The 26860-nt window shown below is 67.0% G+C and carries 29 protein-coding genes; 10 read left to right on the forward strand and 19 right to left on the reverse strand.

The window, feature by feature from the left end; all coding sequences use genetic code 11:
• Positions 1 to 2 precede the first annotated feature (2 nt).
• Genes AC099J_RS01420 through AC099J_RS01435 form a run of 4 tightly spaced genes read right to left on the reverse strand, consistent with a single transcriptional unit; the run spans position 3 to position 2352 of the window.
• Positions 3 to 458 (reverse strand): DoxX family protein, encoded by a 456-nt coding sequence (locus tag AC099J_RS01420; protein ID WP_479613410.1) that lies wholly within the window; start codon positions 456 to 458, stop codon positions 3 to 5.
• Positions 455 to 1225 (reverse strand): HvfC/BufC family peptide modification chaperone, encoded by a 771-nt coding sequence (locus AC099J_RS01425; RefSeq protein WP_479613411.1) that lies wholly within the window; start codon positions 1223 to 1225, stop codon positions 455 to 457. Before AC099J_RS01425 ends, AC099J_RS01420 begins: the two co-directional genes overlap by 4 nt.
• Positions 1222 to 2061, reverse strand: a complete 840-nt coding sequence (gene bufB / locus AC099J_RS01430) for an MNIO family bufferin maturase (RefSeq protein ID WP_479613412.1) — start codon at positions 2059 to 2061, stop codon at positions 1222 to 1224. Before bufB ends, AC099J_RS01425 begins: the two co-directional genes overlap by 4 nt.
• 6 nt (positions 2062 to 2067) lie before the next feature.
• Positions 2068 to 2352, reverse strand: a complete 285-nt coding sequence (locus AC099J_RS01435; RefSeq protein ID WP_479613413.1) for a BufA1 family periplasmic bufferin-type metallophore — start codon at positions 2350 to 2352, stop codon at positions 2068 to 2070.
• Between the two features lie 148 nt (positions 2353 to 2500).
• On the opposite strand from AC099J_RS01435, the gene AC099J_RS01440 reads away from it, so the two are divergent.
• The 3 genes from AC099J_RS01440 to mnmA all read left to right on the forward strand — a co-directional run bounded on the left by AC099J_RS01440 (position 2501) and on the right by mnmA (position 4881).
• Entirely contained in the window at positions 2501 to 3070 is a 570-nt protein-coding gene (locus tag AC099J_RS01440; RefSeq protein ID WP_479613414.1) for a sigma-70 family RNA polymerase sigma factor, read from the forward strand.
• Positions 3067 to 3708 (forward strand): NrsF family protein, encoded by a 642-nt coding sequence (locus AC099J_RS01445; protein WP_479613415.1) that lies wholly within the window; start codon positions 3067 to 3069, stop codon positions 3706 to 3708. Before AC099J_RS01440 ends, AC099J_RS01445 begins: the two co-directional genes overlap by 4 nt.
• 66 nt (positions 3709 to 3774) lie before the next feature.
• Positions 3775 to 4881, forward strand: coding sequence for a tRNA 2-thiouridine(34) synthase MnmA (gene mnmA, locus AC099J_RS01450; protein ID WP_479613416.1), 1107 nt, complete (start codon positions 3775 to 3777; stop codon positions 4879 to 4881).
• A gap of 81 nt (positions 4882 to 4962) precedes the next feature.
• Here mnmA and ssb read toward each other — a convergent pair whose 3' ends face one another.
• Positions 4963 to 5472, reverse strand: a complete 510-nt coding sequence (gene ssb, locus AC099J_RS01455; RefSeq protein WP_479613417.1) for a single-stranded DNA-binding protein — start codon at positions 5470 to 5472, stop codon at positions 4963 to 4965.
• Between the two features lie 188 nt (positions 5473 to 5660).
• Here ssb and uvrA point away from each other — a divergent pair, with 188 nt between their 5' ends.
• Complete coding sequence (gene uvrA / locus AC099J_RS01460) at positions 5661 to 8642, forward strand: excinuclease ABC subunit UvrA (RefSeq protein WP_479613418.1); 2982 nt, start codon at positions 5661 to 5663, stop codon at positions 8640 to 8642.
• A 13-nt stretch (positions 8643 to 8655) separates the two neighbouring features.
• Here the strand turns inward: uvrA and AC099J_RS01465 are convergent, their stop codons facing one another.
• From AC099J_RS01465 to AC099J_RS01475, 3 genes are read right to left on the reverse strand one after another with little or no spacing between them, the layout of a single operon-like run.
• A complete protein-coding gene (locus AC099J_RS01465; RefSeq protein ID WP_479613419.1) occupies positions 8656 to 8985 on the reverse strand; it encodes a YqjK-like family protein in 330 nt (109 codons plus the stop codon).
• Entirely contained in the window at positions 8963 to 9376 is a 414-nt protein-coding gene (locus AC099J_RS01470; protein ID WP_479613420.1) for a phage holin family protein, read from the reverse strand. Before AC099J_RS01470 ends, AC099J_RS01465 begins: the two co-directional genes overlap by 23 nt.
• Positions 9377 to 9416: 40 nt before the next feature.
• Complete coding sequence (locus AC099J_RS01475; protein WP_479613421.1) at positions 9417 to 9731, reverse strand: ElaB/YgaM/YqjD family protein; 315 nt, start codon at positions 9729 to 9731, stop codon at positions 9417 to 9419.
• Positions 9732 to 9883: 152 nt separating this feature from the next.
• On the opposite strand from AC099J_RS01475, the gene AC099J_RS01480 reads away from it, so the two are divergent.
• The gene (locus AC099J_RS01480; protein ID WP_479613422.1) at positions 9884 to 10072 is read left to right on the forward strand and encodes a hypothetical protein; all 189 of its coding nucleotides are present in this window, start codon (positions 9884 to 9886) and stop codon (positions 10070 to 10072) included.
• An 11-nt stretch (positions 10073 to 10083) separates the two neighbouring features.
• On the opposite strand, the gene AC099J_RS01485 is transcribed toward AC099J_RS01480, so the two are convergent.
• The 5 genes from AC099J_RS01485 to sucC form a co-directional block, all read right to left on the reverse strand.
• Positions 10084 to 10875, reverse strand: a complete 792-nt coding sequence (locus AC099J_RS01485) for a 3',5'-cyclic-nucleotide phosphodiesterase (RefSeq protein ID WP_479613423.1) — start codon at positions 10873 to 10875, stop codon at positions 10084 to 10086.
• A gap of 174 nt (positions 10876 to 11049) precedes the next feature.
• The gene (locus AC099J_RS01490; RefSeq protein WP_479613424.1) at positions 11050 to 11715 is read right to left on the reverse strand and encodes an FHA domain-containing protein; all 666 of its coding nucleotides are present in this window, start codon (positions 11713 to 11715) and stop codon (positions 11050 to 11052) included.
• Positions 11716 to 11760: 45 nt separating this feature from the next.
• On the reverse strand, positions 11761 to 12687 hold the full coding sequence (locus AC099J_RS01495) for a Stp1/IreP family PP2C-type Ser/Thr phosphatase (protein WP_479613425.1): 927 nt from the start codon (positions 12685 to 12687) through the stop codon (positions 11761 to 11763).
• A gap of 370 nt (positions 12688 to 13057) precedes the next feature.
• Entirely contained in the window at positions 13058 to 13951 is an 894-nt protein-coding gene (gene sucD, locus AC099J_RS01500; RefSeq protein WP_479613426.1) for a succinate--CoA ligase subunit alpha, read from the reverse strand.
• Positions 13952 to 13960: 9 nt separating this feature from the next.
• Positions 13961 to 15121 carry an ADP-forming succinate--CoA ligase subunit beta gene (gene sucC, locus AC099J_RS01505; RefSeq protein ID WP_479613427.1) on the reverse strand — a complete coding sequence of 387 codons (1161 nt, stop codon included), beginning with the start codon at positions 15119 to 15121 and terminating at the stop codon, positions 13961 to 13963.
• 190 nt (positions 15122 to 15311) lie between these two features.
• On the opposite strand from sucC, the gene argC reads away from it, so the two are divergent.
• Positions 15312 to 16235, forward strand: a complete 924-nt coding sequence (gene argC / locus AC099J_RS01510) for an N-acetyl-gamma-glutamyl-phosphate reductase (protein WP_479613428.1) — start codon at positions 15312 to 15314, stop codon at positions 16233 to 16235.
• 48 nt (positions 16236 to 16283) lie between these two features.
• On the opposite strand, the gene recX is transcribed toward argC, so the two are convergent.
• Together recX and recA are read right to left on the reverse strand one after the other, a co-directional pair.
• Positions 16284 to 16748 (reverse strand): recombination regulator RecX, encoded by a 465-nt coding sequence (gene recX, locus AC099J_RS01515; RefSeq protein ID WP_479613429.1) that lies wholly within the window; start codon positions 16746 to 16748, stop codon positions 16284 to 16286.
• A 125-nt stretch (positions 16749 to 16873) separates the two neighbouring features.
• Positions 16874 to 17926, reverse strand: a complete 1053-nt coding sequence (recA, locus tag AC099J_RS01520) for a recombinase RecA (protein ID WP_479613430.1) — start codon at positions 17924 to 17926, stop codon at positions 16874 to 16876.
• A gap of 143 nt (positions 17927 to 18069) precedes the next feature.
• On the opposite strand from recA, the gene AC099J_RS01525 reads away from it, so the two are divergent.
• The 3 genes from AC099J_RS01525 to AC099J_RS01535 are packed head-to-tail and all read left to right on the forward strand — an operon-like array spanning position 18070 to position 20681.
• Positions 18070 to 18540, forward strand: coding sequence for a MarR family winged helix-turn-helix transcriptional regulator (locus AC099J_RS01525; RefSeq protein WP_479613431.1), 471 nt, complete (start codon positions 18070 to 18072; stop codon positions 18538 to 18540).
• A 36-nt stretch (positions 18541 to 18576) separates the two neighbouring features.
• Positions 18577 to 19251, forward strand: coding sequence for a response regulator (locus AC099J_RS01530; protein WP_479613432.1), 675 nt, complete (start codon positions 18577 to 18579; stop codon positions 19249 to 19251).
• On the forward strand, positions 19248 to 20681 hold the full coding sequence (locus AC099J_RS01535; RefSeq protein WP_479613433.1) for a sensor histidine kinase: 1434 nt from the start codon (positions 19248 to 19250) through the stop codon (positions 20679 to 20681). Before AC099J_RS01530 ends, AC099J_RS01535 begins: the two co-directional genes overlap by 4 nt.
• A 138-nt stretch (positions 20682 to 20819) precedes the next feature.
• On the opposite strand, the gene AC099J_RS01540 is transcribed toward AC099J_RS01535, so the two are convergent.
• The 4 genes from AC099J_RS01540 to AC099J_RS01555 form a co-directional block, all read right to left on the reverse strand.
• Positions 20820 to 21488 carry a glutathione S-transferase family protein gene (locus AC099J_RS01540; protein ID WP_479613434.1) on the reverse strand — a complete coding sequence of 223 codons (669 nt, stop codon included), beginning with the start codon at positions 21486 to 21488 and terminating at the stop codon, positions 20820 to 20822.
• A gap of 15 nt (positions 21489 to 21503) precedes the next feature.
• Positions 21504 to 22199 (reverse strand): SPOR domain-containing protein, encoded by a 696-nt coding sequence (locus tag AC099J_RS01545; RefSeq protein ID WP_479613435.1) that lies wholly within the window; start codon positions 22197 to 22199, stop codon positions 21504 to 21506.
• Positions 22200 to 22206: 7 nt separating this feature from the next.
• Positions 22207 to 22965, reverse strand: coding sequence for a biotin--[acetyl-CoA-carboxylase] ligase (locus AC099J_RS01550; protein WP_479613436.1), 759 nt, complete (start codon positions 22963 to 22965; stop codon positions 22207 to 22209).
• 82 nt (positions 22966 to 23047) lie between these two features.
• Entirely contained in the window at positions 23048 to 23539 is a 492-nt protein-coding gene (locus AC099J_RS01555) for an SET domain-containing protein (protein WP_479613437.1), read from the reverse strand.
• 203 nt (positions 23540 to 23742) lie between these two features.
• Between AC099J_RS01555 and AC099J_RS01560 the strand changes: the two genes are divergently transcribed.
• Positions 23743 to 26691 (forward strand): DNA topoisomerase III, encoded by a 2949-nt coding sequence (locus AC099J_RS01560; RefSeq protein WP_479613438.1) that lies wholly within the window; start codon positions 23743 to 23745, stop codon positions 26689 to 26691.
• Positions 26692 to 26860: the final 169 nt, after the last annotated feature.

The raw sequence follows: 26860 nt of genomic DNA on the forward strand, positions 1-26860 counted from the left end.
GTTCAGTCCAGCCTAAGCGCCCGGTCTAGCGCCAGCCGGCCACCGCCGCGCCCGGCGAGATACAGCAGCAAGGCCGCCCAGCTCAGATGCGTGGGCCATGCATCGGGGTAGACGAAGATCTGGATCACCGCCGTCATGCCCAACAGCGCCAGTGCCGACAGCCGCGTCCCCAGGCCCAGCACCAGCAGCAGTGGCAACGCGTGCTCGGCATAGGCAGCCAGGTGCGCCGCGATCTCGGGCGGCACCACCGGCACCCGGTACTCGTTACGGAACAAGTCCAATGCGCTGTCGCTGACGGTCAGCAGGCCATCGACCTTGGTGCGGCCGGACTGGAAGAAGATGGCCGCTACCGCCAGACGTGCTGCCAGCGCCAGCAGGTCATGGGGAATGGCGCGCTGCAGCAACGCGGTGATGCGCTGCCAGGTGGGATGGCGTGGTGGGTGCGTTGCTGCGCTCATGGTCTCTCCGGAGGGTGTTCGGTGAAGGCGCCGGCCAGCAGCAGTTGCTGCAGCAGCGCGCCCAGATCTGCGCCGGGGTGGCGCTCCAACGTGTGTTCGGCCGCGTGGCCCAGCGTTTGCCCGCTGGCGCAAGCCTGCAGGAAATCGTGTGTGGAAGCGTCGACCGGCTGGCACTGCACGTGGTCGCCGGGCCGTGTCAGCAAGCCGCCGTCGCCGAGCCACGCGATCTCCGTGTCGGCGGGCGCGCCGGGGGGGCGGTGAGACTGCCACAGCGCAAATGCCGGCAGCGTGTCGAACCAGGCCCAGCGCGCCGCCGGGTGGGGGCGCAGCACGGTGTTGGCCAGTGCCTCGGGCGTCAGCCTCGCCAGGGCGGCGGGGTCGAGCACCGGCGCGTCGGCCGCCGCGTGGCAGGCACGCCAGGCGATGTCGAGCTGCGCGACCTCGGCCACGTAGGCCAGATCCGGCGGCAACAGGTCGACCAGGAAGGCGGGAAGGCCGTCACCGTAGGCCAGCAGGCGGCCGTCGCGCGGCGGTGCTGCGACCACATAGCGCGCTGCAGCGGCGCGGAACCAATCGGTGCCGACCAGCCGGTCCACCGTCGGGAAATTGGCCTGCAGAGCGTCCACGCAGCCTTTCATGACCGTGTTGCGGTAGACCGCGAAGGCCGCCTGCGTGCCGAGGCCCGGCAGCAGTTGGGGCACCTCGTCGTCGGGTGCCAGCAGTGCCTGGCAGAACGCCTGCTGAAAGTGGTGTTCCGGGTCGGTCACGCAAGCTCCTCCTGCGCCTGCAGCAGTTGCTGGGCCTGCGCGCGCTCATGCATCAAGGTGCCGAACGGCGGTAGTTGGGCGTCGCGCTCGATCAGCACCGGCCGCGGCCCGGCGCGCTGCAGGAAGCGCGCGCACAGCTGCCACACCGCAGGCGCCACCGGCGCGTCGTGCGAGTCGACCAGCAGCGCCGCACCCAGCTGCGGGTCTGGCGTGTGCCCGGCCAGATGCACTTCGCTGACGGCCTGGGCCGGGAAGCGGTCCAGCCAGGCCTCGGCGTCGAACCCGAGGTTGTGGGCCGACACGTGGACGTTGTTGATATCCAGCAGCAATGTGCAGCCGCTGCGTTGCACCAATGCGTTCAGAAAGTCGATCTCGTCCCAATCGTGCCCTTCCAGCCGCAGATAGTGCGACGGGTTCTCGATGGCAATGCTGCGGCCCAGCGCGTCTTGCACGCGGCCGATGTGGCCCGCGATGCGTGCGAGGGCGGCATGGGTGCGCGCAAACGGCAGCAGGTCGGGCAAGTGCACCCCGCCGATGCCGGACCAGGCCAGGTGTTCAGAAACCAACACCGGCTCTACACGACGGGTCAGTGCGCACAGTCGCGCCAGGTGCCCCGCGTCCGGCGGCGCCATGCCCGCCAGCGACAGCGCCACGCCGTGCAGCGACACCGGGTGGTGTTCGCGCACGGCCTGCAGCCAGGCCAGCCGCGGCCCGCCGTCCACCATGTAGTTCTCGGCGTGGACCTCGAACCACAGGCCTTCGGCCCGCGTCGCCAGAGCGGCATCGAAATGCTCGGGCTTCAGGCCGAGGCCGGCACCGATCGTGTGGCGGGCCATGGGCGATCAGATGGGCTTGAGCGAGCCCATGCCCTTGGGCGTCTTGATCGTGACGCAGGTCCCTGCGGGCACGTTCTTCCAGGCGTTGCCCTGGTAGTCCATCTTGGACGTGCCGGCGCAGCTGGTGCCGGCGCCGGCCGCGCAGTCGTTCTTGCCGGCCATGGAGACGCCGTAGCACTTTTCCATGGCGGGTTTGCCGTCAGCCATGGGCTTGGTCTGGGCGAGCGCAGTACCGGCGGCAGCGGCGGCGCCGAGCGCCAGGGCGGTGATGGCGAGAGAGCGGTTGAGCATGCGAGAACTCCTTGATGTTGAAGACGACAGCACCGGGCGGCGCAGTCCTACATGAATTCGGGCCGATGCGCAGAGGGGTTACAGCGCGCGGCACAATCCGTCCACTTTTTTCAGGCCCATGCTGTAACCGGATGGCCACCCACCGCGAATGAAACAAGCAAGTGCGCGCGATGTTGGCGAGGCGGAAACCCGTTTGCGCGGCCTGCTGCTGCAGGCAATGGACGGCGACGCCCGTGCCTACCACGTGTTCCTGCAGCAGCTGGGCGCGCACTTGCGGGCCTATCTGGGCAGGCGGCTGTTCGGCTGGCCCAACGATGTGGAAGATCTTGTTCAGGAATGCTTGCTGGCCGTGCACAACCAACGCCACACTTACCAGAGCGACCAGCCCCTGACGGCCTGGGTGCACGCGATTGCGCGCTACAAGCTGGTCGACCTGCTGCGCGCGAAGGCAGGCCGTGACGCCCTGCACGATCCGCTGGACGATGAACTCGAAGTGTTCGCCGCATCCGCCACCGAGGCCAGCGATGCCCGGCGCGACCTGGCCGTGCTGCTGGATACCTTGCCCGACCGGCACCGGCTGCCCATCGTGCACGTGAAGCTTGAAGGTCTTTCGGTTGCCGAGACTGCGCAGCGCACCGGCATGTCGGAGTCGGCCATCAAGGTGGGTGTGCACCGTGGCCTGAAAGCCCTGGCCGCACGGCTGAAAGGCGCGCCATGAAAACCGACGAGTTGATCGCGCTGCTGGCCACCGGCGTGCAGCCGGTGCCGCGCCGGGCCGCAGCCACGCGCCTGGGCCTGGCCCTGGTGCCCGGCGTTGCGCTCGCGCTGATGCTGGTGCTGGCCGTGTTCGGCCTGCGTGCCGACCTGGCGCAGGCCATGGCCGGCGCCGGCTTTTGGTGGAAGATGGCGCTTCCCTTGAGCCTGGCCGCCGCTGGCTTCGTGCTGGCGCAGCGCCTGGCTCGCCCGGGCGTGCGCGCCGGGGGCGCCGCGTGGGGGGCGCTGGCGCCTGTGCTGGTGATCTGGGCCGTGGCTCTGTTCGTGTTGTGGCGCGCGCCCGAGGGCACGCGCGCAGCGCTGGTCATGGGCAGCACCTGGCGCAGTTGTGCGCTGAACATCAGCTTGCTGGCGCTGCCGACCTTCGTGGCCGCTCTGGCCGCCTTGCGCTCGCTGGCGCCAACGCGGCCGGCGGCCGCCGGTGCCGCTGCAGGCCTGCTGGCGGCCGGCGTGGGGGCTGCTGCCTACGCCCTGCATTGCCCCGAGGTCGAGGCCCCATTTCTGGCCGTCTGGTACGTGGCCGGCATGGCGTTGCCAGTGCTGGGCGGGGCAACGTTGGCGCGCAGGCTGCTGCGCTGGTAAGGCGACGCCTGCCGGATTGCCCGCATGGCGGCACCGCCAGGGCGAGGCTGCAACAATCCCGTCGTCATGAAAAAACAGCGCGTGGTGGTGGGTCTGAGTGGCGGCGTCGATTCCGCGGTGACGGCGTACCTGCTGCGCCAGCAGGGCCACGAGGTGGTCGGCATCTTCATGAAGAACTGGGAAGACGACGACGACAGCGAATATTGCTCGTCCAACATCGACTTCGTGGACGCGGCCGCCGTGGCCGACGTGCTGGGCATCGCGATCGAGCACGTCAACTTCGCGGCCGACTACAAAGACCGCGTGTTCGCCGAGTTCCTGCGCGAGTACCAGGCCGGGCGCACACCCAACCCGGACGTGCTGTGCAATGCCGAGATCAAGTTCAAGGCCTTCCTGGACCACGCGATGCGGCTGGGCGCCGAGAAGATCGCAACCGGCCACTACGCCCGTGTGCGCGAACGCGCAGGGCGCTTCGAGTTGCGCAAGGGCCTGGACCCGGCCAAGGACCAGAGCTACTTCCTGCACCGTCTGACGCAGGCGCAGCTCGCCAAGACGCTGTTTCCGGTCGGTGAGCTGCACAAGACGGAGGTGCGCCGCATCGCCGCCGAGATCGGCCTGCCGAACGCGAAGAAGAAGGACTCGACGGGCATCTGCTTCATCGGCGAGCGGCCGTTCCGCGAGTTCCTGAACCGCTACATCGCCAGAGAGCCCGGCCCGATCAAGGACGACCGGGGCCGCGTGCTCGGCCACCACCAGGGGTTGAGCTTCTACACGCTGGGCCAGCGCCAGGGCCTGGGCATCGGCGGCGTCAAGGACAAGGGCGCGCCGCGCGGCGGCGGCGAACATGCGCCCTGGTTCGTCGCGCGCAAGGACATGGAACACAACACGCTGTGGGTGGTGCAGGGCCACGAGCACCCCTGGCTGCTCTCGCACGCGCTGCAGGCGGACAGCGCCAGCTGGGTGGCCGGTGCCGCCCCGGCGCCGGGCCTGTACGCCAGCAAGACGCGCTACCGGCAGGCCGATGCGCCGTGCCGCCTGGCCGAAGAGCCGCAGGGCGCCTTCGCATTGACGTTCGACAGCCCGCAGTGGGCCGTGACGCCCGGGCAGTCGGCCGTGCTGTACGACGGCGACGTCTGTCTGGGCGGCGGCATCATCGCGGCCGCCGCGCCATGAGCTGTCGCGCGTAGACGTGACAAGGGGGTGCCGGCTGTGCAGCCGGCACCCCCTTGTTGCAGGGCACGTCGTCCGTGGCGGTCAGAACGGGATGTCGTCGTCCATGTCGTCGAAGCCGCTCGACGCCTTGGGCGCGGGAGCCGGCGCGCGCGGCGCAGCGGCGGGAGGGCGGCTGGCTGGCGCAGGGCGGCGAGGCGCTTCGTAGCCGCCGCCGTCGTCCTCACCACCGCCCGCAGCGCCGGGGCCACCGGCACCTTGACGGCTGCCCAGCATGGTCATTTCGTTGACGTTGATTTCCGTGATGGACTTTTCCATGCCCGTCGCGTCGTTGTACTTGCGGCTGCGGATCGAACCTTCCACATAGACCTGCGAGCCCTTGCGCAGGTACTGCTCGACGATGTCGACCAAGCGCCCGCGAAACACCAGGCGGTGCCATTCGGTGGCCTCGCGGCGCTCACCGGTCTGTTTGTCCTTCCAGGTTTCGGTGGTAGCGACGGTGACGTTGGCCACGCGGTCGCCGCTTGGGAAACTGCGCACCTCGGGGTCACGGCCCAGGTTGCCGACGATGATGACTTTGTTGACGGATGCCATGCGGTGCTGCCTGGTGGTTGGAAGGAAAAGGGCGTCAATTGTGCCGCATGTCGGTTGCGCGGACCGGCGGCCGGCGGGCGCCCTGGCGCACCGCAGACCGGCCAGATGCCCATGCCCGGACGCCAAATGGGCGAGCAGCGCAAGGGCGCTGTGCGGATTATCATGTCGGGTTTTCCCGGGCGCGCAACTTGAACAACTCCACGGACGACGACGGCCCCTATCTCGCCGCGGCGCTGCAGCAGCAGCGCATCAGCATCCGTGGCGCGCGCACGCACAACCTCAAGAACATCGATCTCGACATACCGCGCAACCGGCTGGTCGTGATCACCGGCTTGTCGGGGTCCGGCAAATCCTCGCTGGCATTCGACACTTTGTATGCCGAGGGGCAGCGGCGCTATGTGGAAAGCCTCTCGACCTATGCCCGTCAGTTCCTGCAGCTGATGGACAAGCCCGACGTGGACATGATCGAGGGCCTGTCGCCCGCGATTTCCATCGAGCAGAAGGCCACGAGCCACAACCCGCGCTCCACCGTCGGCACGGTGACGGAGATCCACGACTACCTGCGCCTGCTGTTCGCGCGTGCCGGTACGCCCTATTGCCCGGACCACGATTTGCCGCTGTCGGCGCAGACGGTGGCGCAAATGGTCGACCATGTGCTGGCCCTGCCCGACGGCACCCGGCTGATGGTGGTGGCGCCGATCGCACGCGAACGCAAGGGCGAGTTCACCGACGTGTTTGCCGACCTGCAGGCGCAGGGCTACGTGCGCTTTCGCGTCGATGGGCAGGCGTTTGAATTCGACAATCTGCCCAAGCTGAAGAAGACCGAGAAGCACGACATCGACGTGGTGATCGATCGCGTCAAGGTGCGCCAGGGCGACGAAGGCGCCGGCGGCCTGCGCCAGCGCCTGGCGGAGAGTTTCGAGGCTGCGCTGCGGCTGGCCGGCGGGCGCGCCATCGCGCTGGAGATGGATGCGCCTGCGGAAGCAGACGGCACGCCGGGCGTGGCGCGCGAGCATTGGTTCAATGCCAAGTTCTCCTGCCCGGTGTGCGGCTATTCGATCAGCGAACTGGAGCCCCGGCTGTTCTCGTTCAACTCGCCGGTGGGCGCCTGCACCAGCTGCGACGGGCTGGGCGCGCAGGAGGTGTTCGATGTGACGCGTGTGGTCGCCTTCCCCACGCTGAGCCTGGCCAGCGGCGCCATCAAGGGCTGGGACCGGCGCAACGGCTACTACTTCGCGATGCTCGAAAGCCTGGGCCGCCACTACAGCTTCGACGTGGAGACCGCGTTCGAGGAACTGCCGGCCGCCGTGCAGCAGGCGGTGTTGCACGGCTCGGGCGAGGAGGAGATCAAGTTCAGCTACGTGATGGAATCGGGCCAGTCGCAGGGCCGCAAGGTCAGCAAGAAGCACCCGTTCGAGGGCGTGATCCCGAACATGCAGCGGCGCTACCACGAGACCGATTCCGCCGTCGTGCGCGAAGACCTGGCCCGCTACCGCAGTACCCAGGCGTGCCCGGATTGCCACGGTACGCGGTTGCGGCGCGAGGCACGCCACGTCAAGATCGGCGAGGGCGCGCAGATCCGCGCGATCTACGAGATCAGCCGCACCACGTTGCGAGAGGCCCAGGCCTATTTCGAATCGCTGACCATGCACGGCGCCAAGGCGGAAATCGCCGCCAAGGTGGTGCGCGAGATCGGCCTGCGGCTGAAGTTCCTGAACGACGTGGGCCTGAACTACCTGAGCCTGGACCGCAGCGCCGAGACCTTGTCGGGCGGCGAATCGCAACGCATCCGCCTGGCATCGCAGATCGGCTCGGGGCTGACCGGCGTGATGTACGTGCTGGACGAACCCAGCATCGGGCTGCACCAGCGTGACAACGACCGGCTGATCGACACCCTGAAACACCTGCGCGATATCGGCAACAGCGTGCTGGTGGTCGAGCACGACGAAGACATGATGCACGCGGCCGACCACATCATCGACATGGGGCCGGGCGCCGGTGTGCACGGCGGCCAGGTCGTGGCGCAGGGCAACTACGACGAAGTCAAGGCCAACCCGCGTTCGCTGACCGGGCGCTATCTGTCCCACGCACTGCGCATTGCCGTGCCAGCGCGGCGCACACCTTGGCTGCCGGTCACGCTGCAGACCGGCAAGGCGCCAGCCGGCGCGACGCTGCAGATGCTCAGCGTGCGCGGCGCGCGCGGCCACAACCTGAAGGGCGTGGACGTCGACGTGCCGGTGGGCCTCTTGACCTGCGTGACCGGCGTGTCGGGCTCGGGCAAGTCCACGCTGGTCAACGACACGCTGTATGCGGCCGCAGCGCGGCATCTGTACCGCGCGCACGAGGAGCCGGCGCCGCACGACGAGATCCTCGGGCTGGAGTATTTCGACAAGGTCATCAACGTCGACCAGTCGCCGATCGGCCGCACACCCCGCAGCAACCCGGCCACTTACACCGGGCTGTTCACGCCGATCCGCGAGTTGATGGCCGAAGTGCCGATGGCGCGCGAACGCGGCTACGGCCCGGGTCGCTTCAGCTTCAACGTGGCGGGCGGGCGTTGCGAGGCCTGCCAGGGCGATGGCGTGGTGAAGGTCGAGATGCATTTCCTGCCGGACGTCTACGTGCCGTGCGACGTCTGCCATGGCCGGCGCTACAACCGAGAGACGTTGGAGGTGTTGTACAAGGGCCGCAACATCGCGCAGATCCTGGACCTGACGGTCGAGGCCGCACACGACTTTCTGCAGGCCGTGCCGAACATCGCCCGCAAGCTGCGCACGCTGTTGGATGTGGGGCTGTCGTATGTCAAGCTGGGGCAGGCCGCGACCACGCTGTCCGGCGGCGAGGCGCAACGCGTCAAGCTGGCATTGGAGCTGTCCAAGCGCGACACCGGCCGCACCTTGTACATCCTGGATGAGCCCACCACCGGCCTGCATTTCGCCGACATCGATCTGCTGCTCAAGGTGCTGCACCAGCTGCGCGACGCCGGCAACACCATCGTGGTCATCGAACACAACCTGGATGTGATCAAGACGGCCGACTGGTTGATCGATATGGGTCCCGAGGGGGGCGACGGTGGGGGCACGGTTGTGACGGCCGGCACGCCCGAGGACATCGCCACCGATCCTCGCAGCCATACCGGCCGTTACCTGCAACGCTACCTGCAGGCGTGAAGCAGCAGGCTGGTCAGCCCATCTTGTCCAGGTGGCGCTGCACGGATGCGGCCACCGTGCGCAGGCCCCGCCAGCTGCGCCACAGAAGCAGGCCACGACGGAGCCACCTGCCGAGCTTGCGCGGGCGGCGCAACACAAACACCAGCGCCAAACTGCCCATGGCAAGCGGGTGCTCGCGCACGAAGCGCTTGGCACTTTCGAATGTCTGCACGACGCGCTCACCCCACTGCAGCGCATGGGCAACGGGTACGAACTGCATCGCCAGCGTTGCGCGCTGGGTGGCGATGCGTTCGACCAGTCGACCGCGCTCGCGTTGCAGGTCAGCGAGGCTTTTCGTCGCCATGTCGGGCACGCTGAGCGGCAGACTTCAACTGACGTAGATCGTCCTGCAGCTCGGACACGCTGGCAGCGAACGGGTGGTCTTGCTCGGCATACGACCGCTGGACCGAACGTCCGAGCCAGAGCGCGACGCCGAGGAACACGACGATCAGCACAGCCAGCACCGCAATGCGTTGGTCCCACAGCAGCACCAGCAGCAAGACCGTGGACAGGGCCAAGGCCGCGCACAGGCAGAACGCGGCAAGAGCGGTACGCACCAACGCCGTGAGGGCGCGGTGCTTCTCGATCAGAATTTCGTTACCGATCAGTTGCAGGCGCGTCTGCGCCGCCAACAGACCGGTTGCGAGGATGCGGCGCAGCGCGCCGACCGGTCCGCCGCCTTCTACTTGGGCCACGGTGCTGTCCTGCGGGCGCCCTCAGGGACGCACACGGGCATCAACGGCGGCTGAGCGCCAGACCGAGCACCAGTCCGGCGGCTGCGGCGACGCTGATGGCGGTCCAGGGGGATTCGTGGACGTAGTCATCAGTGGCGCGGGCCGCAGCCTTGGTCTTGGCCAGCAGTGCCTCCTCTGCATCGACCAAGCGCAGCTTGGCGTCGTGCAATCGAACCTGGATGCGGGCGCGCAAGTTGGTGACCTTTTCGCCCGCCTGGTCGGCGGTCGCGCTGAGCATTTCCTCAGCGTCGGAGATCACAGACTTGATGTCGCTGACCAGTTGTTCTTGTGATTCAACGGACGTGGTGTTTGCCATGGAGATCTCCCTTCTTTAATGGTGTCGATGGACGGGTGGCAGGTTATCAGATACGACCCCGCCTCGACCGCTTCCTCGCGTATGCAAAGGGCTATTTTTGAGTTGCAAGACTACACTGAAGCCCAGCGTTCGGCCCAGAACGGGGAGATCCGGTGAAAGACAAGGAGCATTTCTGGAACGTCGACTTGCTGGTGCTGTTGCGCCAGTGGTGGCAGGACGTGTCCGCCTTCGCGCTGGCGGTCGTACTGTTCCTCGCCATGTCGCTGCCGGTGGTGATTCCCACCTTGATCCTCTGGTACCTGGCGTCGATCAATTTCACGGTGGCGCCGCCGACGCCTTGAAGCCGGGCTTCTCAGATATCGAATTCCTGGCCGGCTTCCAGCCAGCGGATGTCGTGGCGGGCATGTGCCGACGCGGCATCGGTGCGGTCGAATTGCTCGATCTCGGCCATGATCAGCACCGTTTCCGATGGCTTCGTGTGGGTGATGTAGATGGGCAACTGTCGACCCGGGGTCAGGTTGTTGAGTTCGTCGGCCAGGGCCATCGGTGACAGGTGCAGGCTGCGGCGGGCCAGGTCCTGTTCGCGGTTGCTGAATGCAGTCTCGATGACCAGCATCGCCACGTCCATGTGTTCCAGCCGCTGCCACAGCGCTGGATTGCGCTCCGTGTCACCCGTGAACACCCAGTGCGGGCCGCCAGCGGACACCGCATAGCCGCACGCCGGGACCGTGTGCACGGCCGGCAGGGCCTCGATCATCTTGTGGCCGATTTGAACGCTCTGGCCGACTTCGATCTCATGGAAATGGACGAACGGAGAGGACTCCGACGGGATCCGGCTGAAGTCTGGCCAGATCACGTTGTTGAAGATGTGGGTGCGCAACGCCGCGATGGTGCCAGGCAGAGCGTGGATCTGGATCGGGCCGGTGCGCTGGGAGGCGATCGCATCGACCATCAGCGGCAGAGCGGCAATGTGGTCGAGGTGGGAGTGGGTGAGAAAAACGTGGTCGATCTCGCGCATCTCGTCCAGAGAGAGATCACCGACGCCGGTTCCCGCGTCGATCAGCACGTCCGAATCCACCAGGAACGACGTGGTGCGGCAGTCTTTCGCGATGGCGCCGGAACACCCCAACACGCGCAACTTCATTCGCATCCTAGGAAGTGGAGGAGACGGCACTGAGCGCGCTGTGCCGTGGCACCGTAGGCTACATGCCCGGCGCCGATTCTGTAGCGGTTTGCAGGGTCTCGTCCACCCCGTTTGACGCGCTGCCGGGTCGGCGTGGCAGCGCTCACATCGTCAAGCCCTGGTCTGGCCACGAACTCAACCGGCGCAGACAAATTGCATTTGCGTGCCAGCAAGCTGGAGCACGTCGCCATTCTTCAAGCCCATCGGCGCGGCACCGACGGCTGCACCGTTCAGCAGCGGCGGGTTGGACCCCTCGACATGGACCACGACATAGCCCTCAGGCTTGCGCGTGATCGCCGCCACGGCGATGCCGGGCTTGCCGATCGTGGTCGTGACCTTGACCAACGTGACCTCTCGGCCCGCCGCCGAACCCGACATCACGCGAATCGAGGCCTGAGCAGACGGCGCCGTCTCGACTGCAGTCGGGTTGATGGCGTCGAACGCCCGACGTTGAGGTGTGGGCGGTTCCATCCGCGGTGCGAGCGCCGCTCGTTGCGACAAGCCGCTCTCCTGCGCGTCGTGCAGGAATTTGATCTTGTACTTGCCGATCTCCAGCATGTCGTTGTGCCGCAGCACCTGCTTGCGGATGGCCTTGGCGTTGACGTAGGTGCCGTTGGTGCTGTTGAGGTCTTCCAGCTGGACCTCGGTGCCCGACAGCAGCACCACGGCATGCTCACCGCTGACGGCCAGGTTGTCGATGACCACGTCGTTGTAGGGCCGGCGTCCCAGCGTCGTGCGCTCCTTGGTGAGCTGGACCTCCTTGATGACGACACCGTCGATCGAGACGATCAGCTTCGGCATGCTCTGCTCCTGAGTCTGTTCATGCGTGTCCAGTTTCGTTCCCGTCTATGCCTGGGTGCGCAAGAGCTTGTCCATGAAGCCCTTCTTGCGGGCACCCGCGATTGCATGCACCAACAGCACGGTGATGTTATCGCGGCCTCCGTGGTCGTTGGCCGCATCGATGAGGCGGCTTGCCTTGTGCGCGAGCGAACCTGGCGCCGACATGGCCTCGGCGATGACGCTATCGTCCACCATGTCGGACAGACCGTCGGAGCACAGCAGATACAGATCCTCCGCAACGACCGCGAATTCGTTGATCTCCGTCTCCACGCCGTCGTCGATGCCCAGCGCACGCGTCACCAGGTTGCGATGGGTCGAAAAGGCCGCTTGCTCGGGGCTGATCAGTCCGGCATCGAGCTGCTCCTGCAGCAGTGAATGGTCTTTGGTGATCTGCGCGAGCTGGCCTTGGCGCAGGCGATAGCAACGTGAATCGCCGATATGCGCGACGCAGACCCGGTCGTCCTGGAACACCGCCACCACGATGGTCGTCCCCATGCCGGCGTACTCGGTGTGGGCCTGAGAGGCATTCAGCACGGCCAGATTGGCGGCCCGTACGGCGGCGTCGACGGCGCGAACGGTGTCCCGGGAAGTTGCCGGAGCACCGTCCGGATCCAGCCAGCGTTGCAGCTCGGTTTGGGTGACGCTGGTCGCCATGCCGCTTGCGACTTCCCCCGCGTTGTAGCCCCCCATGCCATCGGCCAAGATGCCGATGCCGCGTGCCTCGTCGAAGTAGACGGCGTCTTCGTTGTTGGCTCGCCGCAGTCCCGTGTGGGTGTGCGAGCAGAACGCGTATTCCATGAGGTGCGCGGAGTCGATGTCTTCAGCGTGGCGTGGCGGGAGATTGGCGGCCATGTCGGAGGGCTCGCCGACCGCCACTTTGGGTTGCAAGCTGCCAGGCAGCAGTCCACGAACACGCCGCAGGCGGCGCATCATAGACGGGCGCCGAGCCGACTTGGCCGCAGTGCTGCAGCCAACGCAGCGCTGCGCCTGCCGAGTGCTCTGGTTTGCATGGCCGTCTTTTCGCCTTCTTGTCAGTCTTATGTGCACCGCGCGCCATCTGGCCTATGTTGGCACCATGCCTGTCAGCCCAGGAGGCGGCGCGCAGTGCGGCGATGTAAAGCCGACATTCTGTTACGCTTCTACGCGAATCTTTCAGCTGTGAGCGAATAAATTTCGCGCCAATCACCTGCCGGGGTTCATGGCGGGGCGTGCGGCCCTTGGCGTTATACGGCGCAGCGGGCGTACCCCCGAAACAAAAAAAGCGCCCGAGAGGGGCGCTTTGTTGCGTGCGGCTGTCGCGCCGTCAGATCTTGCTCTTGAGCAGCTTGGCCAGCTCGGAGAAATTGCGCGTCACCGTGAAGCCGCACTCTTCCATGATGGCCAGCTTGGCGTCCGCCGTGTCGGCACCGCCGGAGATCAACGCACCGGCATGCCCCATGCGCTTGCCCGGTGGCGCCGTCACGCCGGCGATGAAACCGACCACCGGCTTCTTCATGTTGGCCTTGCACCAGCGGGCGGCGTCCGCCTCGTCGGGCCCGCCGATCTCGCCGATCATGATCACGGCGTCCGTATCAGGGTCGTCGTTGAATGCCTGCATCACGTCGATGTGCTTCAGGCCGTTGATCGGGTCGCCGCCGATGCCGACCGCGCTGGACTGGCCCAGGCCGATTTCGGTCAACTGCGCCACGGCTTCATAGGTCAGCGTGCCGGAGCGGCTGACCACGCCGATGCGGCCTTTGCGGTGGATGTGGCCGGGCATGATGCCGATCTTGATCTCGTCGGGCGTGATCAGGCCCGGGCAGTTGGGGCCCAGCAGCAGCGTCTTTTTGCCGCCGGCCGCTTCCTTGGCCTTCATCTTGTTGCGCACTTCCAGCATGTCGCGCACCGGAATGCCTTCCGTGATGCAGATCGCCATATCGAGGTCGGCCTCGACGGCTTCCCAGATCGCAGCGGCAGCGCCCGGAGGCGGCACGTAGATCACAGACACGGTGGCGCCGGTCTGTGCGGCGGCTTCCTTCACCGAGGCAAAGATCGGGATGTTGAAAATCGACTCGCCGGCCTTCTTCGGGTTCACGCCTGCCACGAAGGCGTTCTCGCCGTTCGCGTATTCCTGGCACTTTTCCGTGTGGAACTGACCGGTCTTGCCGGTGATGCCTTGCGTGATGACCTTGGTGTCTTTGTTGATATAGATGGACATGAGGGCTCCTTACTTGACCGAGGCCACGACTTTTTGGGCCGCATCGGCCATGGTGTCGGCGCTGATGATGGGCAGGCCCGAATCGGCCAGCAACTTCTTGCCCTCCACTTCGTTCGTGCCCTTCATGCGCACCACCAACGGCACCTGCAGGTTCACGGCCTTGCAGGCCGCGATCACGCCGGTGGCGATGGTGTCGCACTTCATGATGCCGCCGAAGATGTTGACCAGGATGGCCTTCACGTTCTTGTTCTTCAGCATGATCTTGAAGGCTTCGGTGACCTTCTCGGGAGTCGCGCCACCGCCTACGTCCAGAAAGTTGGCCGGCTCGCCGCCGAACAGCTTGATGGTGTCCATGGTCGCCATGGCCAGGCCCGCGCCGTTGACCAGGCAGCCGATGTTGCCGTCCAGGCTGATGTAGGCCAGGTCGAACTTGCTGGCTTCCACTTCGGCCGCGTCTTCCTCGTCCAGGTCGCGCAGGGCGACGATCTCGGGGTGGCGGAACAGCGCGTTGCTGTCGAAGTTGAATTTGGCGTCCAGCGCCATGACCTTGCCCTTGCTGTCACGGTTCAGCGGATTGATCTCGACCAGCGAGGCGTCCGTCTCCATGTAGCAGGTGTAGAGCTTCTTCAGGATGTCGACGGTCTGCGCGGTCGAATCGGCCGGCATGCCGATGCCGTCGGCGATCTGCTTGGCTTGCGCGTCGGTCAGGCCTTCCTTGGGGTCGGCGAACACCGTGATGATCTTCTCGGGCGAGGAGTGGGCCACTTCCTCGATGTCCATGCCACCTTCGCTGGATGCGATGAACGCGATCTTCTGCGTGGCGCGGTCGGTCACGGCCGAGACGTAGTATTCCTTGTGGATGTCGGCGCCGTCTTCGATATAGAGGCGGCGGACCTTCTGGCCTTCGGGGCCGGTTTGGTGCGTCTTGAGCTGCATGCCCAGGATTTCGCCGGCGATGCGCTTGACGTCTTCGACGCTCTTGGCCACCTTGACACCGCCGCCCTTGCCGCGGCCGCCTGCGTGAATTTGCGCCTTGACCACCCACACCGGGCCGCCGAGTTTTTGGGCGGCCTCGACCGCCTCCTGCACCGTGTATGCCGGAATGCCGCGGGGCACCGGTACGCCGAACTTGGCAAGAATTTCCTTGCCTTGGTACTCGTGAATCTTCATGAGTAAATCTCTCGGAAGAAGGTTGGGAACGGGGAAGAGGCGGGAGGTGCTCTGCTGTGTGTTGTCCAAGAGCGACGGTGGCTTGACAACCGGGCGGCGGACAGTCGCGGACTGTATCATGGTGCGCTGCACCAATTGCGTGCTGGCAGCTTGTCAACACACTACGTCACTCTAGCGAAACAATTGCACCATGGCCAAGGTTTTCATCGACGGCGAAGCCGGCACCACCGGTCTACAGATCCGCGAACGTCTGCAGGGCATGCCGCAGATCGAACTCGTCAGCATCGCGCCCGAACTGCGCAAGGATGTGAACGCCAAACGTGAATTGATGGGCACCGTCGATCTGGTGGTCCTGTGCCTGCATGACGATGCGGCGATCGAATCGGTCGCGCTGATCGACCAGTTGCCGGGCAAGAAGCCCAAGATCATCGATGCCTCCACGGCCCACCGCGTGCACCCGGCCTGGGTGTTCGGCTTTCCCGAGCTGGTCGCCGGCCATGCGGCTGCTGTCGCCAAGGCAGACCGTGTCGCCAACCCGGGCTGCTATGCCACCGGCGCCATTGCCATGGTGCGGCCGCTGGTCGATGCTGGGCTGTTGCCGGCCGATTTCGCCATCGCGCTGCCCTCGGTCAGTGGGTATTCCGGCGGTGGCCGCACCATGATCGAGGCCTACGAGAGGAACGAGGCGCCGCTGTTCGAGACCTACGCGCTGGGCCTCAAGCACAAGCACATCCCCGAAATCATGCACTACACCGGCCTCACGCGGCGCCCGGTGTTCATCCCCTCAGTCGGCAACTTCCGCCAGGGCATGCTGGTGCAATTGCCGCTGCATCTGGACGACCTGCCGGGCAAGCAGCGCGCGGCCGATCTGCAGGCCGCGCTGGCCGCGCACTACGACAAGAGCAACACGCCCGAGCAATTCGTGCGGGTCCTGCCCCCCACGGACAGCGGCAAGCTGGATGCGCTGGCGTTGAACGACACCAACGAGTTGGAGATCCGCGTGTTCTCAAACGAGGACGCGCGCCATGCAGTCGTCATCTCCCGTCTGGACAACCTGGGCAAAGGCGCCAGCGGCGCCGCAGTGCAAAACCTGAAGTTGATGCTCGGGCTCTGAGCCCCTGGCGGCACCCGTGACCGGTCGGCCCAACCCGGCCCGAAGGCGTCACTCGTCGTCGCGGCCAGCCCGCAGCACCCGCGCTACCACCGAGCCGCTGAAACCGCGGGCCAGCAGAAAACGCATCTGCCGGGCCCGCTCCTTGGCGTCGGCTGGCTGCGTGTCGAACCGGCGCTGCCACAACGCGCGGGCGCGCTCGAGCTCAGTGTTTTGCAGGCCTGCCAACGCCTGCGCAATGGCCTCGGGTGCGATGCCCTTGTGCTGCAGCTCCTGACGCAGTCGCAGCGCGCCCATGCGTGGTGCACGCTGGTGGATGACGGACTCCACGACCCGCGCCTCGCTGATGAAGCCTTTGGCCTGCAAATCATCGAGCGCCCGGGCAATGGCGCCTGCTTCTTCCTCGAACCGGGCGAGCTTGCGCTCGAGCTCGCTGCGCGAGTGCTCGCGCTGGCTCAGGTAGCGCAACGCGCGCCCCTTGAGCGACAGCGTGGGCCGCGCCGCGCCGGGGCTCACAGCTGGACCTTCGCAGTGCGCACTGTGGTGCGCGCTTGGGTGAGGCGACCCGGCGCGGGGCTCACGGCGGTCCCTTGGTGCTGCGCACGGCGGTGGCTGGGCGTCCTCGGGCGGCCGGGCGACACTCAGGCCGCAGCGGCGACCACGTCGGCCGGCAGCAGCGCGATGCCCAGGCTCTCGCGCACCTTGTTCTCGATCTCGCGCGCCAGGTCACGGTTCTCGCGCAGGAACTCACGCGCGTTGTCGCGGCCCTGGCCGATCTTCTCGCCGTTGTAGGCATACCAGGCGCCAGACTTGTCGACGATACGCGCCTCCACGCCCATGTCGATGATCTCGCCCTCGCGCGAAATGCCCTCACCGAACAGGATGTCGAACTCGGCCGTCTTGAACGGAGGCGCCACCTTGTTCTTGACCACCTTGACCTTGGTCTCGTTGCCGATCGCGTCGTCGCCCTTCTTGATGGTGCCGGTGCGCCGGATGTCCAGCCGCACCGAGGCGTAGAACTTCAGCGCGTTGCCGCCGGTCGTGGTCTCGGGGCTGCCGAACATCACGCCGATCTTCATGCGGATCTGGTTGATGAAGATGACCATGCAGTTGGTCTTCTTGATCGTGGCCGTCAGCTTGCGCAGCGCCTGGCTCATCAGCCGGGCCTGCAGGCCGGGCAGCGAATCGCCCATTTCGCCTTCCAACTCGGCCTTGGGCGTCAGCGCGGCGACCGAGTCGACCACGATCAGATCGACCGCGCCCGAGCGCACCAGCGAATCGACGATTTCCAGTGCCTGCTCGCCGGTGTCGGGCTGGCTGATCAGCAACTCCTGCAGGTTAACGCCCAGCTTTTGCGCGTACTGGATGTCCAGCGCGTGCTCGGCGTCGACGAACGCGCAGGTGCCGGCCTGCTTCTGCATCTCGGCGATGACCTGCAGCGTCAGCGTGGTCTTGCCCGACGATTCCGGGCCGTAGATCTCGACCACGCGGCCACGCGGCAGGCCGCCGACGCCCAGCGCGATGTCCAAACCGAGCGAGCCGGTGGAGACGACCTGGATGTCCTCGATCACCTCACCCTCGCCCAGCCGCATGATCGTGCCCTTGCCGAACTGCTTTTCGATCTGGGCCAGTGCGGCTTGCAGGGCCTTGGCCTTCTCGGCTTGGGCGGCGGTGGTCTTGACGGGTGCATCCATGAGAAAACTCCTTGAAATCAATGGCTTGAAGAATGCATCCGGTGCCTGCAGAAGGCCTTGTCTGGATGCTTGAACAGTAGTTTACGGCAGCATTGAAAAACAAAACCCCGTTTTTTAGTCAGTTTGTCTTACTATTTGAAGCCATGGAATCGGTCTCTGCAGAAGCTTGGCGCACAACCCATCTGGGCCGACTGATGGGCGATGCGCTGCGCCGCTTCGACGCTCGCGTGCTGGAACTGATGGCGCATGACGAACAGGTGCCGCTGGCCTTGTCCAACCTGGCGGCGCGGGCCCAGGTCAGCGCCGCCCACGTGCACATCACGCGTCATCTGGACAGCGGCGGCACCCGCCCCAGCGAGCTGGCGGCGCGTGCCGGCATCAGCAAGCAGGCCATGGGCGACCTGCTGGACCAGTGCGAAGCCTGGGGACTGGTGACACGGGAGCCCGACCCGCTGGATGCGCGCGCCCGGCGCGTGGTCTTCACCGCGAGCGGCCACGCGTGGCAGCAGGCCTTTCGCAGCGCCATCGCGCAGGCTGAGCGGGAGTTTCGCGACGCCGTGGGCGCCGAGGTGGCCACGGTGGTCGCGCTGGGGCTGGAAGCCTATGCCTCCTAGAATCCGCCGGCCCCGCCAACCCGATGGAGACCCGATATGCGCATCCTGATTGCCGAAGACGACCAGGTGCTGGCAGACGGGCTGCTGCGCGCACTGCGTAGTTCCGGCGCGGCGGTGGACCACGTGGCCAGCGGCACCGAGGCCGATGCCGCGCTGCGCACCAGCAGCCAGTTCGACCTGCTGATCCTGGACCTGGGCCTGCCCAAGATGCATGGCCTGGAGGTGCTCAAGGCCTTGCGCGGCCGCGGCTCCAGCCTGCCGGTGCTGATCCTCACGGCGGCCGACAGCATCGATGAGCGTGTCAAGGGCCTGGATTACGGCGCCGACGACTACATGGCCAAGCCCTTCTCGCTGCAGGAACTGGAGGCCCGCGTGCGTGCCTTGACCCGGCGCGGCATGGGCGGCACCAGCAGTGCCATCCGCCACGGCCCGCTGGAATACGACCAGGCCGGACGCGTGGCCACCATCGACGGCAAGATGGTCGAGCTGTCGGCACGTGAGCTGGGCTTGCTGGAAGTCCTGCTCCAACGCGCCGGCCGCCTGGTCAGCAAGGACCAGCTGGTCGAGCGCCTGTGTGAGTGGGGCGAGGAGGTCTCGACCAATGCGATCGAGGTCTACATCCACCGCCTGCGCAAGAAGATCGAGAAAGGCCCAATCCGCATCGCCACGGTGCGCGGCCTGGGCTACTGCCTGGAAAAAATAGCGACGTGAAGATCTTCCAGCGCGAGCAGCGGTCGCTGTTCGGCGAGATCCTGGACTGGATGCTGACGCCGCTGCTGCTGCTGTGGCCCGTCAGCCTGGCGCTGACCTGGCTGGTGGCCCAGGGCATCGCCGGCAACCCGTTCGACCGCGCGCTGGAATACAACGTGCGCGCGCTCGCCCAGCTGGTGGCGGCGCCGCAGCCGGGCCGTGCGCAGTTCAACCTGCCGCAACCGGCGCGCGAGATCCTGCGCGCCGACGACTCCGACGAAGTCGTCTACCAGGTGCTGGGCGCTCGAGGCGAACTTTTGGGCGGTGACCGCGACCTGCCCTTGCCGCGCGACATGGACCAGGCCTTTCCGGGCGAGGTGCGGCTGCGCGACGACGAGTTGCGCGGGCTGGAGGTGCGCGTGGCCTACGCCTGGGTGGCGCTGGAGCCGCCGGGCTCGGCGCCCGCGCTGGTGCAGGTCGCAGAGACCCGCGAGAAGCGCTCGGTGCTGGCCGCCGAGATCATCAAAGGCGTGATGCTGCCGCAGTTCGTCATCCTGCCGCTGGCCGTGCTGCTGGTGTGGCTGGCGCTAGTGCGCGGCATCAGGCCTCTGAATGAGCTGGAGGAGCGCATCCGCGCGCGCAAACCCGACGACCTGTCGCCGCTGGACGAGCGCGCCGTGCCGCTGGAGGTGGCGCCGCTGGTCTCGTCCGTCAACGACTTGCTGACGCGGCTGAAGGATTCCATCGCCACGCAAAAGCGCTTTCTGGCCGACGCCGCACACCAGCTCAAGACACCGCTTGCCGGGCTGCGCATGCAGGCCGACCTGGCGCAGCGTGAGGGCGCCGGCACCGACGAGCTCAAGCAGTCGCTGCAGCAGATCCGCCGCTCCAGCATGCGCGCCACGCACACGGTGAACCAGCTGCTGGCAATGGCACGCGCCGAGAACGGCGGCGTTCCTATCACGCGCCAGCCCTGCGACCTGGCGCGGCTGGTGGTCGACGTGGTGCAGGAAGCCCTGCCGCGCGCGCTGGAGCGGCGCCTGGACCTGGGCTACGAAGGTGCCGCGCCCGGCACGCCGGGCATGCTGCTGGAGGGCAACGCCACCCTGCTCAAAGAGCTGGTACGCAACCTGGTGGACAACGCCATCAACTACACGCCCTCGCGCCCCGGCCACCCGGGCGTCATCACGGCCCGCGTGCGGGCTGGCGCAGGCGGCCCGCTGTTGCAGGTGGAAGACTCCGGCCCCGGCATCCCCGCGACCGAGCGGGATCTGGTGTTCCAGCCGTTCTACCGCGCGCTGGGCACCGATGCCGATGGCTCCGGCCTGGGCCTGTCCATCGTGCGGGAGATCGCAACCCAGCACCAGGCCACGGTGACGCTGCACGACACCCATCCGGACCAGACGCCGCCCGGCACGCGCGTGAGCGTGCAGTTCACCGCGCGTGCATGAGCGCCGCGCGGCCGCCCGAAGGCGCTCGCGTCGAAGCCGCAGGAAAAGGGACGCCAGCGAGCGCCGCGCCGGGCCTGCCCGAGCAAGCGCGCGCCGCAGGCGAAGCCGAAGTAACGCCGGTGAGCGCGCGACGCCCCATCAGCCGCCTGCGGGCTTGAACAGGTTGAGCTGCAGGCGCTCGCGTTCCATCGCGCGGGCCACGGGCGGGTGGGCCGCCACGCGCTGCACGTAGGACCACAGCAACGGCAGCCCTTGCGGGTCGATGCCGGCGATCGTGCCCCAGCGCGTCAGCGTCAGCGCGTAGGCGTCCAGCGGGCCGAAGTGCGCACCTGCCAGCCAGCCGCCGGTCGCCGCGCCCGAGCGCTGCACCAGCGTTTGCAGCTCCTCCAGCAGCTGGCGGTACTGGCCCGCGTTGAAGCTTTTGAGCTTGGCCTGCACATCAGCGTCATCGCTGTACTTGTGCGGCATGAACACATGCGTGAATGTGGGGTGCACGGTGTTGTTCATCCACGCCAGCAGCTCCATGGCGCGGGCGCGGGCCAGTGGCGCCTGCGGCAGAAAGTGCTGCTCGGGGAACAGCGCATCCAGGTAGGTCACGATGGCCACGATCTGCGTGATCACCTCCTCGCCGTGCACCAGCACCGGCACCTGGCCGCGCGGGTTCAGGCTGCGGAAAGGGGCGTCGTCGTTCTCGCGCTTGTGCAGCTTCACGAGCTGCGGTTCGAAGGCCGCGCCGCTGGCCTCCAGCAAGGTGTGCGGCACGAAGGAACAGGCGCCAGGGCCGAAGTACAGCTGCAAAGTGCTCATGACATGCGTCCTTGTTCAACAGGGGGTCAGGGGGCGGGGCGCCAGTGCCCGCACGCGGGCCGCGAGCGCCTCGTCGGCGGCCGGCAGGCGCAGCGTGGCGTCTGGCGCGTCGGGGTTCTCCGGCACCACACGGGCGGTGCGCACGCCGCGGCGCGACAGTTGGGCCAGATGTTCCTGGGCGCCCGCGACCGTGCTGAACACGCCCAGCGACAAGCCGGGTGACAGCGCCGCCTGCCCGATGGGCGCGGTTTCCACACGCAGCGCGCGCAATTCGGTGCGCTTCTTGTCCAGCGCCTCGGCGTCGGCATAGCGGCCCATGTAGACGATCCAGCGATTGGGCTTGCCGCCACCCTCCAGCGACCAGGCACCCGCCGGCAGCGCGGCCGCCGTCAGCGCCTGGCGCAGCGCCTCGGCCTGTACCGCGTCGAACGGTCCGGCCTGCAGGCAGGCGAGCGGGCTGGTGGGGCTGGACGCCGCCGTGCCCGGCGCGCTGCCGCCCGCCAGCGGTGCCGAAGCGGCCAGCGCTGCCGATGCGTCCGGCACGCCGGCCTGCATCACCTGCAGCGTCTCGGGCCGGATCTGCTGCGAAATCCGTTGCGGCTCGCGCGCCGGCGCCGGTGCCAGGCCGATCGGCGCCAACAGGCCATGCGACCAGCCGTAGTACAGGGCGTTGGCCGCCAACAGCGCAATGACCGTGGAGCGCAGCAGCATCGTCTCGTCAGCCTGCGACCGGCCGCACGCTGACCTCGGCGCTGGTCACGCGCTGCAGCCCGGTATCGGTGCGCAGCAGCAGGGCGCCGTCGTCGTCCACGCCTTCGCCCAGGCCCATGGTGCCGTCGGACAGGCGCAGCGCACGGCCCTTGAGCAGGTCCAGCGCCTCGAAGCCGGCGCGCAGCGGCGCGAAGCCCTCGCGCTCGAACGCCTGCACCGTGCGCACCAGCGGCGCGGCGATCGCGCGCAGTGCATCGCCTGCATCCCAGTGTGGCCGCAGCTCGCTCAGCCATGCCGGCGCCGTGGCCAGGCCGGCACCGTCGCGCGGCTGGATGTTCAGGCCGATGCCGATCACTGCGTGGCGCACGCCCTCCACCGCCGTGGTCTCGATCAGGATGCCACCCAGTTTGCGATCGGCCAGCCACACGTCGTTGGGCCATTTCAGCCGCAAATCCGGGTGCAGGCTGCGTGCCACGGCCAGACCGACCGCCAGCGACAGGCCAGCCCAATCCTGTGGCGCCAGCGGCAGCGCCAGCGTAAAGCTCAGCGATGCGCCGGCCTCGCCCTGCCAGGGCTTGCCCATGCGGCCACGCCCGGCGCTCTGGCGTTCGGCCACCAGCAGGGTGGGTTCGCCGCGCCCCGCACGGATGCGGCGCATCAGCTCGCTGTTGGTCGAATCGATCTCGGGCAGCACCTCCACCGTGAAGCCGGGAAGCAGCGGGGCCACGGCTTCCCAGATGTCCTCGGCCGGCCAGCGGATAGTCATGTGGCCCCCACGCTCCCCGCTGCGCGAGGTTCGCTGCCCCCCGAGGGGGAGCGCGCTTGCTTGGGGCGGCCCGGCGCTGCGCTCACCGCCGGTGCCCTCGCTTCGGTGCCAGCAAAGTGCCCCGGCAGCTCTTGGCGCCGCACCAGCAGGGGTACTCGGCCTTGAGCTTCTTGGTGTAGCGCTCTTCAATGATCAGGCCGTAGTCGTAGTTCAGCTCTTCGCCGGCGCGGATGTCGCGCAGCGCCTTGATGAAGACGCGCCCGTCCTGTTCATCGGCGATGCAGTTAGGCTCGCACGCGTGGTTGATCCAGCGCGAGGAATTGCCGCCGAACTTGGCGTCGATGACGCGGTCGGCATCGACGTGGAAATAGAAGGTGTGGTTGGGGTCGCTCGGGTCGTGCGGATGGCGATCCTGCGCTTCCTGCCAGGTGACGATCTCGCCCACGTACTCGATGATGGTCTCGCCCTCGGCGATGTCCTGCACGGCGAACACGCCCTTGCCGTGCACACCCGATCGGCGGGTCTGGATGCGGCGTTCAGGCCGGCTGGGCTGTCGGGCGATTTTTGAAGCCAAGGCGAAACTCTGTTAGTTTAAAAAAAGCATGTGCGCGCAGGCGCACGCGAGATCGCTGCGAATTGTAGGAGGCGCGATGCCACGGACGCACCAGTGCCCGGGCCGTGCAATCGCATGGGCACCGTGCATTACATTCGGCAAAATTTTTCGGCGCTGGCCTGTGACCCGCACGCGCCAGACCTTGAAGGAACCGCGAAACAACTATGACCAAGACCTTGGTGATTGCCGAGAAGCCTTCGGTTGCGCAAGACATCGTGCGCGCGCTGACGCCTGGCGCCAGCAAGTTCGAAAAGCACGAAGACCATTTCGAGAACGACCAGTACGTGGTGACCAGCGCGGTCGGCCACCTGGTGGAGATCCAGGCGCCCGAGGAGTTCGACGTCAAGCGCGGCAAGTGGAGCTTTGCGCACCTGCCCGTCATCCCGCCGTACTTCGACCTCAAACCCGTGGACAAGACCAAGTCGCGGCTGAACGCGGTCGTCAAGCAGGCCAAGCGCAAGGACGTCACCGCACTCGTGAACGCATGTGATGCGGGGCGCGAGGGCGAGCTGATCTTTCGCCTGATCGAGCAGTACGCCGGTGGCGCCAAGCCGCTGAACAAACCGGTCAAGCGCCTGTGGCTGCAGTCGATGACGCCGCAGGCCATCCGCGACGGTTTCGGCAAGCTGCGCAGCGAGGCGCAGATGCAGGGCCTGGCTGATGCGGCGCGTTCGCGTTCCGAGGCCGACTGGCTGGTCGGCATCAACGGCACGCGGGCCATGACGGCCTTCAACTCGCGCGACGGCGGCTTCTTCCTCACGACGGTCGGCCGGGTGCAGACGCCCACGCTGTCGGTGGTGGTCGAGCGCGAGGAGCAGATCCGCAAGTTCGTGAGCCGCGACTACTGGGAAATCCACGGCATCTTCCAGGCCGAGGCTGGCCAATATCCCGGCAAGTATTTCGACCCGGCGTGGAAGAAGGCCGGCGCGCCAGTGCTGGCCAATGGCGAGCCCGACGCCGAGCAACGTGCCGACCGCGTGTGGAACGCGCGCGACGCGCAGGTGATTGCCGAGGCCGCACGCGGAAAGCGCGCCACTGTCACCGAAGAAAGCAAGCCCACGACCCAGGCCAGCGGCCTACTGTTCGACCTGACTTCGCTGCAGCGCGAGGCCAACGGCCGCTTCGGCTTCTCGGCCAAGACCACGCTGGCGCTGGCGCAGAGTCTGTATGAGCGCCACAAGGCGCTGACCTACCCGCGTACCGATTCGCGCGCGCTGCCCGAGGACTACCTGCCGGTCGTCAAGGACACGATGAAGATGCTGGCGGGAAGCGGCATGAAGCACTTGGCGCCATTCGCCCAGCAAGCCATCGACGGCAACTATGTGAAGCCCACCAAGCGCGTGTTCGACAACGCCAAGGTGTCGGACCACTTCGCCATCATCCCCACACTGCAGGCCCCCAGCGGCCTGTCGGACGCCGAGCAGAAGCTCTACGACTTTGTGGTGCGGCGCTTCCTCGCGGTGTTCTTCCCTAGCGCCGAATTCCAGGTCACGACGCGCATCAGCACCGTCGAGCACGAGGCCAAGAAATACGCCTTCCGCTCCGACGGCAAGGTGCTGGTCAAGCCGGGCTGGATGGCGATCTACGGCAAGGAAGCCGTGACCGAAGAGGACGAGAAAGACGGCAAGAACCTCGTGCCCGTGAAGCCGGGCGAGCAGGTACGCGTCGAGTCCGCCGACGTCAAGGCGCTGAAGACCCGGCCGCCTGCGCGCTACAGCGAAGCAACGCTGCTGGGTGCCATGGAAGGCGCGGGCAAGACCATCGACGACGACGAACTGCGCGAGGCCATGCAGGACAAGGGCCTGGGCACGCCCGCCACGCGCGCAGCCATCATCGAAGGCTTGCTCAACGAGAAGTACATGCTGCGCGAAGGCCGCGAACTGATCCCCACGGCCAAGGCGTTCCAGCTCATGACGCTGCTGCGCGGCCTGGGCGTGGAAGAGCTGTCGCGCGCCGAGCTGACGGGCGATTGGGAATACAAGCTCGCGCAGATGGAAAAGGGCCTGCTCAGCCGCGACAACTTCATGCGCGAGATCGCGGCGATGACGGAGCACATCGTCAAGAAGGCCAAGGAATACGACCGCGACACCGTGCCCGGCGACTATGCGACGCTGGCGGCGCCGTGCCCGAATTGCGGCGGCGTGGTCAAGGAGAACTACCGTCGCTACGCCTGCGTGGGCAAGGCCGGCGCGGAGGCCTGCGGCTTCTCGTTCACCAAGTCGCCAGCCGGCCGCACCTTCGAGATCACCGAGGCCGAGGGCCTGGTGCGCGACAAGCACATCGGCCCGATCGAGGGCTTTCGCTCCAAGGCCGGCTGGCCGTTCACGTCCGAGATCATCCTGAAGTTCAGCGACGAGGACAGCAACTGGAAGCTGGAGTTCGACTTCGGCGACGACAAGGATGCCGGCGAGACCGGTGAGATCGTCGACTTCGCCGGCCAGGCGTCGCTGGGCAAATGCCCCAAGTGCGGCGCGGCGGTGTTCGAGCATGGCGCCAACTACGTCTGCGCGAAGTCCGTGCCCACGCTGGCGCAGACCGTGCCCGACTGCGACTTCAAGACCGGCAAGATCATCCTGCAGCAGCCCGTGGAGCGGGCCCAGGTCGAAAAGCTGTTGGCCACCGGCAAGACCGACCTGTTGGACAAGTTCGTCAGCATGCGCACGCGGCGCTCGTTCAAGGCCTTCCTGGCCTGGAATGCGGAGGAGGGCAAGGTGACTTTCGAGTTCGAGCCGCGCGCCTCCAAGTTCCCGCCGCGCAAGACGGCGGCCGGCGTGCCGGCTGGCAAGGCGCCGGCGAAGAAGGTGGCGGCCAAGGTCGCCAGCAAGACCGCCGCCGCCAAGCCTGCAGCCGCCAAGAAGGCCGCGCCCCGCAAGGCCGCAGCCGGCAGCGGCCTGAAGCCCAGCGCGGCCCTGGCCGCCGTGATCGGCCCCGAGAACGTGCTGCGCACCGAGGCCACCAAGAAGATCTGGGACTACATCAAGGTCCAGGGCCTGCAGGACCCGGCCGACAAGCGCAGCATCAAGGCCGATGCCAAGCTGCTGGCCGTGTTCGGCAAGCCCAGTGCCACGATGTTCGAGCTGGCCGGCATCCTGGGCAAGCACCTGGCCGCCTGAAGCGCAGCGCGCGTCTGGAGCTTGTCGGCTCGTTTCGGAGTGTGTCCGGCGCGCGGGGCGGGCCGGGTGCTGGCGCACGCTGTTACACCCGCCGGCGCAAACGCCGGCGCGCCGTAAGCTGACCTTAAGACGGCCCACCGAGCATGACTTCACCGTATCGATTGCATAC

The sequence above is a fragment of the Rhodoferax sp. RT4P68 genome (assembly GCF_056521305.1).

Coding starts and splice junctions, on each gene's coding strand:
- bufB (WP_479613412.1), bottom strand. CDS start 2,061: ATGGCCCGCCACACGATCGGTGCCGGCCTCGGCCTGAAGCCCGAGCAT.
- AC099J_RS01485 (WP_479613423.1), bottom strand. CDS start 10,875: ATGAAGTTGCGCGTGTTGGGGTGTTCCGGCGCCATCGCGAAAGACTGC.
- AC099J_RS01525 (WP_479613431.1), top strand. CDS start 18,070: ATGGAATCGGTCTCTGCAGAAGCTTGGCGCACAACCCATCTGGGCCGA.
- AC099J_RS01440 (WP_479613414.1), top strand. CDS start 2,501: ATGAAACAAGCAAGTGCGCGCGATGTTGGCGAGGCGGAAACCCGTTTG.
- AC099J_RS01530 (WP_479613432.1), top strand. CDS start 18,577: ATGCGCATCCTGATTGCCGAAGACGACCAGGTGCTGGCAGACGGGCTG.
- AC099J_RS01435 (WP_479613413.1), bottom strand. CDS start 2,352: ATGCTCAACCGCTCTCTCGCCATCACCGCCCTGGCGCTCGGCGCCGCC.
- AC099J_RS01540 (WP_479613434.1), bottom strand. CDS start 21,488: ATGAGCACTTTGCAGCTGTACTTCGGCCCTGGCGCCTGTTCCTTCGTG.
- AC099J_RS01465 (WP_479613419.1), bottom strand. CDS start 8,985: ATGGCGACGAAAAGCCTCGCTGACCTGCAACGCGAGCGCGGTCGACTG.
- mnmA (WP_479613416.1), top strand. CDS start 3,775: ATGAAAAAACAGCGCGTGGTGGTGGGTCTGAGTGGCGGCGTCGATTCC.
- AC099J_RS01495 (WP_479613425.1), bottom strand. CDS start 12,687: ATGATGCGCCGCCTGCGGCGTGTTCGTGGACTGCTGCCTGGCAGCTTG.
- AC099J_RS01445 (WP_479613415.1), top strand. CDS start 3,067: ATGAAAACCGACGAGTTGATCGCGCTGCTGGCCACCGGCGTGCAGCCG.
- AC099J_RS01560 (WP_479613438.1), top strand. CDS start 23,743: ATGACCAAGACCTTGGTGATTGCCGAGAAGCCTTCGGTTGCGCAAGAC.
- recA (WP_479613430.1), bottom strand. CDS start 17,926: ATGGATGCACCCGTCAAGACCACCGCCGCCCAAGCCGAGAAGGCCAAG.
- AC099J_RS01545 (WP_479613435.1), bottom strand. CDS start 22,199: ATGCTGCTGCGCTCCACGGTCATTGCGCTGTTGGCGGCCAACGCCCTG.
- ssb (WP_479613417.1), bottom strand. CDS start 5,472: ATGGCATCCGTCAACAAAGTCATCATCGTCGGCAACCTGGGCCGTGAC.
- AC099J_RS01550 (WP_479613436.1), bottom strand. CDS start 22,965: ATGACTATCCGCTGGCCGGCCGAGGACATCTGGGAAGCCGTGGCCCCG.
- AC099J_RS01490 (WP_479613424.1), bottom strand. CDS start 11,715: ATGCCGAAGCTGATCGTCTCGATCGACGGTGTCGTCATCAAGGAGGTC.
- AC099J_RS01420 (WP_479613410.1), bottom strand. CDS start 458: ATGAGCGCAGCAACGCACCCACCACGCCATCCCACCTGGCAGCGCATC.
- sucC (WP_479613427.1), bottom strand. CDS start 15,121: ATGAAGATTCACGAGTACCAAGGCAAGGAAATTCTTGCCAAGTTCGGC.
- argC (WP_479613428.1), top strand. CDS start 15,312: ATGGCCAAGGTTTTCATCGACGGCGAAGCCGGCACCACCGGTCTACAG.
- AC099J_RS01475 (WP_479613421.1), bottom strand. CDS start 9,731: ATGGCAAACACCACGTCCGTTGAATCACAAGAACAACTGGTCAGCGAC.
- sucD (WP_479613426.1), bottom strand. CDS start 13,951: ATGTCCATCTATATCAACAAAGACACCAAGGTCATCACGCAAGGCATC.